Below are 10923 nucleotides of genomic sequence, written 5' to 3'. Positions count from 1 at the left end.
GCGCCCTTGAATGGGCGTACCGCCGTGGCGGCCGGGTGGCGCAGCATGTTCGAGGCCGCCGGCCAGTTCCGCGTACACGCGGAACTGGCCCATGAAATGCGCGAAGCCGGCGAGGTCATCCGCATCGTCCGCGAATATCTCGTCATCGGCCAGCAAGCCGAATCGCGCCCACCGATCCTGGCCACCAACATTTACCGCAAGGAAGCCGACGGCTGGCGCATGGTGTTGCACCATGCCTCGCCACTCCAGGTAGGCGGCACACCGCCGTCACGCACGCCGCCCGTGGTCCTGCATTAACGGCAGCGGCGCCTTGGCCACCACGCCTTCGCCAGAAAACATGCCCTATCGCGCCCCGGCCTGGCTGCCTGGCGGCCACTTGCAAACCATCTACAGCAGCCTGTTCCTCCGCGTCCCGCCGGTCGCCTACCGGCGCGAACGGCTGGAATTGGCGGATGGCGATTTCCTCGATTTCGACTGGGTCGACGGCCCGGCCGGCGCGCCGGTGGTGGTGCTGTTCCACGGCCTGGAAGGCAGTGCCGACAGCCACTACGCACGCGACCTCATGACCCTCGTGCGGGCACGCGGCTGGCATGGCGTGGTGGCGCATTTCCGCGGCTGCTCGGGCGAGGACAACCGGCTGCCGCGCGCCTATTTCGCCGGCGACAGCGCAGACACCGGATGCATCCTGCGCCACGTCAAATCGCAGCACGCCGATGCGCCGGTTTACGCGGTCGGCGTCTCGCTCGGCGGCAATGCCCTGCTGAAATGGCTGGGCGAACAGGGCGCTGCGGCGCATCTGCTGGTCGAGCGCGCCGCCGCCGTCTCCGCGCCGCTCGATCTCACCGCGGCCGGCCACAGCCTCGACCGTGGCTTCAACCGCCGCGTCTACACCGCGCGCTTTCTCGTCACCCTGAAAGCCAAGGCCCTGCACAAGGCCGCGCGCTTTCCCGGCCTGCTCGATTCGCAAGCAATCACCGCCGCCACCACCTTCCGCGAATTCGACACACTGGTCACTGCGCGGCTGCATGGCTTTCGCGATGCCGACGACTACTGGCAGAAGGTGTCCTCCAAGCCCCTGCTGCAGTCCATCACCGTGCCCACGCTTGTCGTCAACGCGCGAAACGACCCGTTCCTGCCCGCCTGGGCCCTGCCGTCGCCAGACGAAGTCTCGCCTGTGGTCACGCTCGAACAGCCTGCCACCGGTGGCCACGTCGCCTTTCCTTCCGGCCCCTTCCCGGGCAGGTCCGGCTGGATTCCGCGCCGCCTGACGCAGTATTTCGACACATTGCCCGGGTAAAATCGATCCATCTGAAAACAGGGAGCGTGCTGTGGAATACCCCAAGGAAATCTTCAAGGCTTACGACATCCGCGGCATTGTCGGCCAGAGCTTCACCCCGGAAATCGTCGAAGCCATCGGCCATGCCATCGGCTCCGAAGCGGTGGCGCGCGGCCAGCAGGAAATCTGCATCGGCCGCGACGGCCGTCTGTCCGGCCCCGACCTCGCCGCGGCGCTGGCGCGCGGCATCCGCAAGGCCGGCATCGGCGTGGTCGATCTGGGCATGGTCGCCACGCCGATGACCTATTTCGCCGCCTATCAATTGAACACGAACAGCGCGGTGATGGTCACCGGCAGCCACAACCCGCCCGACTACAACGGGCTGAAAATGGTGCTTGGCGGCGAAACCCTGGCGGGCGATGCCATTCAGAGGCTGCGCCAGCGCCTCATCGACAGCGATCTCGCCCACGGCGACGGCGGCTACCGCCAGCACGACATCGCCGGCGAATACCTCGCGCGCATCGTCTCCGACGTCAAACTCGCGCGGCCGATGAAAATCATCGTCGACTGCGGCAACGGCGTCCCCGGCGCCTTCGCCCCCAAGCTGTATCGCGACATGGGCTGTCAGGTGGAGGAGCTGTTCTGCGAAGTCGACGGCAATTTCCCCAACCACCATCCCGATCCCTCGCAGCCGAAGAACCTGCAGGACCTGATCGCGGCGCTGAAAACCAGCGATGCCGAAATCGGTCTCGCCTTCGACGGCGACGGCGACCGTCTCGGCGTGGTCACTAAGGACGGCAGCATCATCTTCCCCGACCGCCAGTTGATGCTGTTCGCCGACGACGTGCTCTCGCGCAACCCCGGCGCCGAGATCATTTTCGACGTCAAGTCGACGCGCAATCTCTTCTCTTGGATCCGGGAACGCGGCGGCAAACCCACGCTGTGGAAGACCGGCCACAGCTTCATCAAGGCGAAGATGAAGGAGACCGGCGCGCTGCTGGCGGGCGAGATGTCCGGCCACGTGTTCTTCAAGGAACGCTGGTACGGCTTCGACGACGGCCTGTATGCCGGCGCGCGGATGCTCGAATACTTGAGCAAGCAGGCCGACATCGACGCCACCCTGCACGGCCTGCCGGATACGCTGAACACGCCCGAGCTCAACATCAAGATGGCCGAGGGCGAACATTACGCGCTGATGGAGCGGCTGCAGAAGACGGCGAAATTCCCCGACGCGAAGGAAGTCATCACGCTCGACGGCCTGCGCGTCGAATACGCCGACGGCTTCGGCCTCGCGCGTCCGTCCAACACCACGCCGGTGATCGTGCTGCGCTTCGAGGCCGACAACGCCGCCGCACTGGAACGCATCCAGGCCGACTTCCGCCGGGTGATCCACGAGGCAGCGCCCGGCCTCGCGCTGCCGTTCTGAGCGTGGTGCCGGGGAAGCAAGACGGCGCGCTTCGCGTCCGGATCAACATGGACTGCGCACCCGGCGGCATGGCATTGCTGACGCCGGGCGGCAGCTTGACCTGGGGGCACTGCCGTTTCGACTTCAATCCCGAGCCTGGGGGCCGCACGGATTTCAGCGTGGTGCTGGGAAATATGCGCCCGTATGACCGCTTCATCGCTGCGCCGCAGAACACCCTGTTCATCGCCGGAGAACCGCTGTCGAAAAAGCTGTACCCGCAGGCGTTCTACCGGCAGTTCGGCCACGTCGTCGACGGCCATGCGGAGTCGCGCCACCCGCATCTGCACGTCGGCGCGCTCGGGCTCAACTGGCACGTCGGGCTCGACCGCAGCAGCAACAGCTATCGCTACGGCTACGACCATCTGTCCGCGCTGGCCTGTCCCGAGAAGCAGAACCGCATCGCCGTGGTGTGCTCCAACGCCAGCAAGACCGAGGGCCAGCGCCAGCGGCTGGCCCTGCTCGAAGGCCTGAAGCAGCGTCTGGGCGAGCGGCTGGTGCATTTCGGGCGCGGCTTCGAGTCCATCGACGACAAGATGGATGCGATCCTGCCTTACCGCTTTCAGCTGGTGCTGGAAAACGGTGTGGAGCAGAATTACTGGACTGAAAAACTCGCCGACGCCTACCTCGGCTGGGCCTATCCGGTCTATCTGGGCTGCCCGAACGTGTCCGATTACCTGCCCGGAGAAGCGCTGCTGTCGATCAACGATCTGGACGTCGACGCGGCGGCGGCGCGGATTGCCGAACTGCTGGATCAGCCGCTCGCCCCCCGGCGCCAGGCCGCGCTGGCGGAAGCCCGCAATCGCGTGCTGAACGTCTACAACCCTTTCGCCTGGGCGGCGCACTGGGCCGAGCTGCTATACCGGCCGGGTCTTGCCGAGAAGGCGGTGACGCTGCGCTCGCACAAGGCTTTCCGCAGCTTTCCGCGTGGGCATTTGTTCAGACTGCGCAAGGCCATGGCCTGAGCGCGACGCTCAGTCGCCGGCCCAGCGATGGCGGGCGCGGACGTAGCCTTTTTCCAGTCCGTAGCGCAGGCCCGGCAGCAGCTGCCGGTGCAGGCGGCGGCGGCTCTGGATAAAAACCGGTGAAGCAGGCAAGGTGCGGTTGGCGGCATGCCTTTCGTTGACCAGCCGCACAACGGTGGCGATCGGTCCGTATTGTTCCAGCACACGCCGGCGGCTCTCCAGAATCGCCGGCAGGTTCTTTTCCCACAGCTTGTCGCGGATGGCGCGCTGGATGGTCTCGGCGGCGGCGTCGACATCGGCAATGTCGATGCGGATGAAGCTCTCCGGCGGAAAATAATCCTCGGCGTTGGGGCAGCCGTAATAGACCGGCATGCAGGCACCGAGAAAGGGATCGGCGAGCTTCTCCGTCCAGTGGTGCGGCCCCAGATGGTTTTCGATTGCGAGGTGGTAACGGTAGGGGTCGAGGGCGTCGGCCTTGTCGACCAGCGGGCGCACGCCGTGGCCGTAGATTTCCATGAACGGCAGCCGGGTCTTGAGCGCCTGGGTGAAATCGTAGCGCATGCGGTGCAGGGTATGCCCCTGCCGCTTGCTGGAGCAGACCGTCGACAGGTCTGCGGTCTTTTCCAGCGGCACGTACGAGGCCAGGGTATCGTAGTCGCCGCGCGGCGAAGTGGTGGCGTAAAACCAGATCAGCGCGGGTTGCTGAAAAATCAACCCCCTGTGCCTGCCCGTCGCCCACGGCTCCTGCGTGGTCAGCAGCCAGTTGAACTGGCGCAGATAGGTTCGGCCGTAGGTCTTGATCGAAGATGGCTCGACGGTGATCAAGAGGGTGTTCTCGGGCGAGCAGGCCAGCTCTTCGACCCACAGCGGATGGCGCTCGCCGGCGAGCGAAGGCAGATCGTCGTAGACCACCAGCCAGTCGTAGTCGCGGCAGTCGCGGTCGAAGATGAAGTCGCAATTGCCCCAGCGCGGCTGCCTGCCGGGAAAGCATTTCAGCCAGCCCTCGCCGTCGCGGCCGGGTTTGTATTTTCCGAGAAACTTGATGCGCAACCGGGGGAGATCGGTCATCCCTTGACTCCGTCAGAATTATCACGGGAGATTTTTTGCAGCGGCAGTAAAGTCGCACACAACATGGCGATCAACAGCCAGATCAGAATTGACCACTGCGCCGTATAAAAAGACGGATGGGTGTTGAAGGGGAACAACCAGACCAGCGCTGCCATGGCAAATGGTAGTGCAACAATTCTCCGTTCCGGGTTCACCAAGCACCAATATCTGACAAGCCAGGCATAAAACAAAGCCAGACCAGAAAACCCGATCAAGCCTGTTTCAGCCATGACCTCCAAGACTATTTGATGCGCATAAAACGCGCCTGTTGGCCTGCCAGATTTTTCATCGATAGACAGGAATGGATCGCCAGGCTGGGCAAACTCCGGGTAAGCATAGCGGAATGCTCTGACACCAACTCCGTTGACCGGGTGGGCATCGACCATGGCGAAGGCATCTTTCCAAAGGGTCCAGCGAAGAGAAAGCGCCTGATCAATTTTGGCCTCGTCGCCAGAAAAAAGTAAAAGCGTTTGATCCAACCGCTGCTTCGCGCCAGGGTTCTCGAATGCAGCAAAGGTTCCAGCCAGACCAATCAATAAGGTAACCACACCCATTTTCCAAAGTGGTATCCCACGCCTCCTGGTTTCTGAAATACTCAGCCATACACACACCAGACCGAAACTGACCCAGCCGCCACGACTTCCTGCAAGGATGATAACTACGCCCGTCATGACCGTCACGGCAATCATCAGAACGGGCTTGCTGCGCAACGCAAGTATGAGAAATGGGGCGAGAACCGGCAGGGCATTACCCAATCTCAATTGCCTTTCTCCAAAAACGCCATTAAGTCTGGCGGATATCTGTTCCCAGCCAAAAATATTCTGCCCAGTCGCAGCCTGAAATAATGCATCCGTCACCCAAAATGCAGTCAATCCAGCCAGCAATTTGGCAAGCAGGGGCACCTGATTCTGTTTGCTCAACGCCCAGATAACGAACAGGCCGGTGAGGTAGTAACGAAGAAATACCAGAACCGTGCTGCCAGATTTTTTTAGATCATAGCTATCTGGAAAAGAGATCAGCATGGGAAGCCAGATACAGGCAAACAAGAGCGTAAAAAGCCTGGTTGCCGGCTCTTGAAACAAACGCCTGCCGTATTTGTATGTGAGCACACCTCCACAAATCGTCATGATCAGGACAGGTAACTCAATTGACCTTTTGAACGGAAACAGCAGGAAGCAGGAAAAAATCAACCAAGTGAAGTACTGCGCTTTAATCGAACGGGTCATAAGCTTGGTGGAGCATATTGGATTTTTGATGGCAAATCGCACATCTGAGGCGAGGCGATCTTGCTTCAGGATTTGCAGTTCGGGCAAATGCGCGCATTACGTTGGATTATGCAAACCAGTATGAAATGCTACTGGGCATGGCATTCAAACATTCAGGCCGGCAAGCGCCTCTTCCAATTGATGGCGCACTACCGACTCTGAAAAGTATTGCCGACTGGTCATTGCAGCCGCCTCGCCGAACATGCTTAGTTTGGCTTGGTCGGTTGCCAGGTTCGCCACACGGTCAGCAAGGGACCGGGCATCACCCGCCGGAACCCAGACGAGCCCACTATCCGAGGTAGCAAGCAGATCTTCCGGATAGGAACTGGCCGAACGTGTTATCACAGGCTTGCCACAAGCCAGTGCCTGGAACACTTTGTTGGGGATGACCCTGCCCGCCTTGGGTGTCGTTCCAAATACACCCAGCAGAATATCGGCCTGGCGAATGCGTACCGGAAGCTTTTCATAGGGCATCCACTCTTCAAACCTTACACTTGCGGCACCCTTGGCATTTTCTTCGCACATTCCGCGCATCGGCCCCTGCCCCAGGAGAGTCCATCTCACTGGAGGCCCCTGATACAACCGGGCCGCTTCGATGACAATCTGGGGCGCCTGCAGCGGAATGAAGCTGCCGTAAAACAAAACTTCCAATGGATTATTCCTGGCATTGGATACCGAATGCTCAGGTGTGAAAAATTCCTCTTCAGCGCCCACATAGACTACCGAGAGATTTTTGCGTGGAACGTCCAGAACTTGAGAAAAATAGTCGGCGTGAACAGGGGTGTCGGCAATAATCCTATCGGCGCGTTGAAATAGAACTTGTTCCCAAATGAGCAAACTTTGTGCACGCGAACTATCAACATTCAGTTTTTCACGTTCATCCACCTGCTTGTCATAAGCAGAAATAAGCGGATCAAAAACCAGTGGAACGCCTTGGTTTCTTGCCCAACGACTCGCTGCTGCCAAATCTCGTTGCCTGAAACAGGGCACCCAGATCAAGTCTGGCCTGGGTACTCGATGCAGCCGCGCTTCCCAATCGGCCACCATGGCAAACTTGGGGTGGAAATCCTTGATCTGCCACCCCAAGTCGCCGAATGCTTTGCGCAGGATGCGATTACGGGAGTAGCCGGCGTCAAAACGCCCCCACCAGAGCACACTAGGCACGCCTAACCTTTCTCGTGTCTGAAATCAAAGAGCTCCCCTTTGCAGACGCTTCGTGATTTGTCGCCCAAACATGGGCTGGAGTGAGTTTCATCCGCTTGGACTGACCGTGATATGAATGCAGAATACATGCATGCATCACGATTAGGAGCTACAGCTTCCAGTAATCCGCGATCCACGGCGCGGGCAGCGTGCGATGATGCGGTTTGCATCCGCGATAACCGCGTATCGCCTCGTCCGGGTCGGGACGCCCATGGAACACCAGAATCCGGCAGCCTTCGGGCAGCTGCGGCGCGCGGAACAGGTTGAGCGGAAAAGCCGGGCGGCAGTTCCATTTGTAGCTCTTGACCCATTCCTCCGGCCACCACTGCGGATTGCCCATCGCGTAGGTCAGAAAGGCCTGCTCGGTATTGAAGGCCGCACGATCCTCGGCGCGATGCATCTCGCGCAGGAAGGTCTCGTAGGCGTAGTTCGACTTGCCTGCCTCGAAACGGAAAACGGAGGAATTGCCTACCGCCGGACGCCGCCCCAGCGCCGCCTTACGCCAGTGCACCCAGTTGTGGATGATGCAGAATTCGCCCGGCTTGTAGTCGAAGAAGCAGTCGATCGGCCCGGTGATCGCCACGTCCAGATCAAGGAACAGTGTCGGTCCCTGCAAGCCGCCAAAGCCGTCCTGCAGGATCGCCAGCTTGACCAGAATATCGGGCCAGCCGCGCTTGACGCCAGGGTTGGCGGGAAACGGAATGACTTCCACGCCATCGTCCAGCCCGCTGGGGTCGTCGGTACAGCAGAAAAACCGGAACGGCCGGCTCAGGTTGCGGCCAACGGCGCGATAAAGCATGTTGACGTAATGCGGGCCGTAGCGGGTACCCCACTTGAGGCAAAGGACGTTTACGTGTTGCATGGACTGGAGGGATTGATTGTTCCGGAAGCGTTGAATGTGTGTGCGGTCTGTTTCAGCAAAGCATCACCCAGCATCTCTCGCTGTCGTTGCAGCCACACCTTGGCCCATCAGAAATAGCCAAACAGAATAAAAGCTCCCAAGGTTTCGGTGCCTTGATGTCGGGTATCAAAGTCCTTAACCGCCCGTATTTTACCAATACATTGCGGTATGTTTTCCAAGCTCCCCGCTTGTCAGCGGATAGGTTAATTTGCTCCAACCAGAAAGACTGACCGATTTGTCGCAGCGCAAATTGGAATCCTGTTCGTCTATGAGTCTCTATCAGGCCCATGCGGATCCTGCTCACTGATCGTCGATTTTCCCGCCATGGGGGCTGTGAAGTACGTTTGGCCAACCCTTTGCCACCGTGCCCGGGACTGCTTGGGTCGGGATTCAATTGTGCGCCCCGTCCAGCGGGGTTCTTTCAAATTCATAAGAATTCATAACATCGCGCGGCATACGCGCGATCCAGGAAACCCGTGGATTTTACACTACACCATGCGACCAGAAGGGCGGCGGCGAGAGGTCGTCCCGCCGCGGTCCTGCACGAAGTCTCCAACTCCTTTGAGGCAGATCGGCTTCTTGCGGGTGGCGTTCCTGCAATACGGGCTAGAATTCGTCACCGTTTCTCAATGCCACCAGGTGCCATCATCGACTGCCTGCTCTTCCAGGACGCCAAAACCCGCGCGATCGCCTTCGACGACATCAGCGATCATGTCGGCCGGCCGGATCGTTTCATCTGGATCGAACTGAAATCTCCCGACAACCGGACCATCGCGCGCCTCGGCGATGAACTCGGATTGCATGCGCTGGCGCTGGAGGACGCCATTTCCACCCACCAGCGCTCCAAGCTCGAGGAATACGACGAGCACGTGTTCATTGCCACGCGCACTGCGCAGCTGTGGGAATCGCGCCTGGAACTCGGCGAGACCCACCTGTTTGTCGGCAGCAATTTCGTCGTCGTCATCCGTCACGGCAGCGGCAGCGGCTACCAGCGGGTAAGCGAGCGCCTGCAGCGCTGTCCCAGCGGCATCAAGGCTGCCACGCCCTACGCGCTGTATCTGGTGCTCGACCTCATCGTCGACCAGTTCAGGCCGGTGATCGAAGGTATGCAGGAGCGTTTCCAGTCGCTGGAAAGCCAGCTGATGAGCGGCGCCAGGCGTGGGCGCGGCATGCTGGAACAGCTCTACGCCATGAAGCGCGAGCTGGCCATGTTGCGCGACGCCGCCGAGCCGATGCAGGAGATCACGCAGAACCTGATCCGCCTGCATCCGGAACTGTCCACCAAGGAGCTCAAGGCGTATTACCGTGACATCCACGACCATGCGGTGCGCGTGTCGGCTGCCATCGACCATCTGCGCGTCTCGACCTCGGACGCGATACAGTTCCACCTCGCGTCGCTGTCGGTGAAGCAGAACGAATCGGTACAGAAGCTGGCCGGCTGGGGCGCGCTGCTGGCGCTGCCGACGGTGGTGTTCAGCCTCTACGGCATGAACTTCGACCATATGCCGGAACTGAAATGGCCGTGGGCCTATCCGGCGCTGCTGCTGGCGACCGGCATAAGCGTGCTGGTACTGTACCGGCGCCTGAAGCGGCGCGGCTGGATCTGAGCCAGCGCTCAGCGCCGCTCGGCGCGGGCGTAGCGGATGCGCGTGGCTGCCTGCCCCGCCTCCCCATCCCGGTCCAGCCACACCACATGCAGGCGCCCGGCCGCATCCAGCGCCGCCAGCGGGTCGGACTGCGCGCCCGCGCCGGCGGCCGCCGGCACCGCGACGTCGTCGCCGAATGCCTCGCCATCCCAGTCGGACAGCCACACATCCGGCGTGCCGTCGCGCGCGTCGTCCCACACCGCCACCAGCCGGCCGCTGGCGTCGCCGACGACCCGCGCATGCCACTGCGCCATGTTGTCGCCGAAGCTGTCCTGCACTTGCAGATTCTTGCCGAAGCGGCGCGTGCCCGTATCGAATGCCGCATAGACGTCGTAGCCGGAGAGGAAGTCGCGCTTGTCGAGCCACACCGCCGCCACGCCGCGCGGCCCCCAGGCTGCAAGCGTCGGACGCATCGCGCCGCTGCCTGCCCCCAGTCCGCCGACGCTGCCGCTCTTTTGGTCGGTCAGGCGGGCCGGCGGGGAAAAACGGCGCCCATCGCGGCTGTGGCTCACCAGCAGCACCGTGTGGCGATCGCGCCGGTCTTCCCACGCCACCGTCACGCTGCCGTCGCCGGCCACCGCCAGCGCGGGCCAGCCCTGATCGTTGGACGGCGTTTTCGCTTCGACCGGCCGCGCCGTCTCGACACCGAGCGTGTCCGCCGCCAACGTCAGCCGGGCAACGACGACGCGGCGGAACCGCCCGGCCTGCTCGGCCCAGGCTGCGTAAATCCCGCCCGTCCCGGTCGCCAGCGTAACCTGGGCGGCCTCGCCGGCAGCCAGCCTCGACGCGGCGCCGTCGGGCCATACCCGCGCATGCACGCTGCCCGCTTCTTCCCACGCCGCGGCAAAGCGGCCCGCACCGAGCGCAATCACCGCCGGCTCGTAGCAGGCCGACTGGCTCAGGCGGATCTCCGGCTGGAATTCCGTTGCGGCGCCCGGCTTGATCGCCAGATAACATTGCGGCGTGCCATCGCGGTTGTCTTCCCACACCACGCCCACGCTATCGCCCGACACCGCCACGCCCTGACGGTTGGCCGATTCCAGATGGGGAAAGATCGCCGCCCCCTGAACCGAATTGACCGTCACCGCCTCGCTCCAC

General features: G+C 61.8%; 10 protein-coding genes. 5 read left to right on the top strand and 5 right to left on the bottom strand.

All coding sequences use genetic code 11. The features are described 5' to 3' along the window. The 4 genes from Q0L94_RS12690 to Q0L94_RS12675 form a co-directional block, all read left to right on the top strand. The coding region (locus Q0L94_RS12690) for a nuclear transport factor 2 family protein (protein ID WP_296753753.1) at nucleotides 1-297 on the top strand (297 nt) is incomplete at its 5' end. Between the two features lie 13 nt (nucleotides 298-310). Next, complete coding sequence (locus Q0L94_RS12685; RefSeq protein ID WP_296753751.1) at nucleotides 311-1297, top strand: hydrolase; 987 nt, start codon at nucleotides 311-313, stop codon at nucleotides 1295-1297. A 31-nt stretch (nucleotides 1298-1328) separates the two neighbouring features. Continuing rightward, a complete protein-coding gene (locus Q0L94_RS12680; RefSeq protein ID WP_296753750.1) occupies nucleotides 1329-2702 on the top strand; it encodes a phosphomannomutase/phosphoglucomutase in 1374 nt (457 codons plus the stop codon). 47 nt (nucleotides 2703-2749) lie between these two features. Beyond that, nucleotides 2750-3703 carry a glycosyltransferase family 10 gene (locus Q0L94_RS12675; protein ID WP_296753748.1) on the top strand — a complete coding sequence of 318 codons (954 nt, stop codon included), beginning with the start codon at nucleotides 2750-2752 and terminating at the stop codon, nucleotides 3701-3703. Nucleotides 3704-3712: 9 nt separating this feature from the next. Here the strand turns inward: Q0L94_RS12675 and Q0L94_RS12670 are convergent, their stop codons facing one another. The 4 genes from Q0L94_RS12670 to Q0L94_RS12655 all read right to left on the bottom strand — a co-directional run bounded on the left by Q0L94_RS12670 (nucleotide 3713) and on the right by Q0L94_RS12655 (nucleotide 8140). Then, nucleotides 3713-4771, bottom strand: a complete 1059-nt coding sequence (locus Q0L94_RS12670) for a glycosyltransferase family 10 (RefSeq protein ID WP_296753746.1) — start codon at nucleotides 4769-4771, stop codon at nucleotides 3713-3715. Next, nucleotides 4768-6123, bottom strand: coding sequence for an O-antigen ligase family protein (locus tag Q0L94_RS12665; RefSeq protein ID WP_296753745.1), 1356 nt, complete (start codon nucleotides 6121-6123; stop codon nucleotides 4768-4770). The genes Q0L94_RS12670 and Q0L94_RS12665 overlap by 4 nt, the downstream gene beginning before the upstream one ends. A gap of 57 nt (nucleotides 6124-6180) precedes the next feature. Beyond that, a complete protein-coding gene (locus Q0L94_RS12660; RefSeq protein WP_296753743.1) occupies nucleotides 6181-7239 on the bottom strand; it encodes a glycosyltransferase in 1059 nt (352 codons plus the stop codon). A 148-nt stretch (nucleotides 7240-7387) separates the two neighbouring features. Continuing rightward, a complete protein-coding gene (locus Q0L94_RS12655) occupies nucleotides 7388-8140 on the bottom strand; it encodes a hypothetical protein (RefSeq protein ID WP_296753741.1) in 753 nt (250 codons plus the stop codon). Nucleotides 8141-8808: 668 nt separating this feature from the next. Here Q0L94_RS12655 and Q0L94_RS12650 point away from each other — a divergent pair. Beyond that, nucleotides 8809-9786, top strand: a complete 978-nt coding sequence (locus tag Q0L94_RS12650; RefSeq protein ID WP_296753740.1) for a magnesium and cobalt transport protein CorA — start codon at nucleotides 8809-8811, stop codon at nucleotides 9784-9786. Between the two features lie 8 nt (nucleotides 9787-9794). On the opposite strand, the gene Q0L94_RS12645 is transcribed toward Q0L94_RS12650, so the two are convergent. After that, nucleotides 9795-10923, bottom strand: a 1129-nt coding sequence (locus Q0L94_RS12645; RefSeq protein WP_296753738.1) for a hypothetical protein, incomplete at its 5' end; no start/stop codon positions are given.

This window comes from Thiobacillus sp., from assembly GCF_024708915.1.
The sequence above is the reverse complement of the archived record's forward strand: the minus strand, read 5'-3'. Positions and strand labels throughout refer to the sequence as shown.